The sequence below is a fragment of the Vibrio sp. Vb2131 genome (assembly GCF_033338535.1).
GTDB lineage: Bacteria > Pseudomonadota > Gammaproteobacteria > Enterobacterales > Vibrionaceae > Vibrio > Vibrio alginolyticus.
Genome location: NZ_JAWOSW010000068.1, coordinates 1 through 724, shown reverse-complemented (window position 1 = coordinate 724; position 724 = coordinate 1). Strand labels below are relative to the sequence as shown.

1 protein-coding gene is annotated in these 724 nt (G+C 46.1%); it reads right to left on the bottom strand.

The features are described from left to right. Nucleotides 1–724, bottom strand: a 724-nt coding sequence (locus tag R7E38_RS22895) for a DUF3360 family protein (RefSeq protein WP_318082142.1), incomplete at both ends; no start/stop codon positions are given.

Below are 724 nucleotides of genomic sequence, written 5' to 3'. Positions count from 1 at the left end.
GTCTTTAGAGTCTTTCACCATTTGCATACCAGCTTCAAGTAGAGGTAGAGATACACCTACAAGAAGAGCGACACGCATTACTGGTGGCCATACTGCGATGTACATTGGGAAGCCAAGGATCGCAATGATCATCACTAGAAGACCAAGAAGGATAGCACCGCCAGGAATTGGACGTTTTGCAATCGCTGCTGGGATCATGTAAGTACCCCAAGATGAAGTGATGTTACCACCACCTACCGCTGTACCTACCATCTGACGGATAGAACACATAGTCATTGTGTCATCAACGTCCATTAGTACTTTTTCAGTCTTTTTAGGGTAGTTAAGTTCTTGGAAAATACGATGACCTAAGAAGTCAGGAGACCACATCGCTACTGCTAGGATTGCAAAAGGCAGTGACGCGATGAAGTGTTCCATATTAGGAAGACCGAGCATCCAACCTTCTTCAGTGCTGCCCCACCAGTAAACAGGGTTTAGGTTCGGTAGACCAGTTTCAGTGACGAATTTGATGTCAAAACCAGCACCTAGCACTAGAGCGATAATAAGGCCTGTGAAAGCACACACTGGAATCGCAAGCCAACGTTTGTTCACTTTTGCAAGGAAAGCGTATAGTGCGATAGTCACTGCAAGCACGATCAGACCCACGTAACCCATGCTGCCAGCTTCAACAGTAGAAGATTGTAGACCAACCGCCCATTCTTGAATCGAGTTGATTTGGCTCATG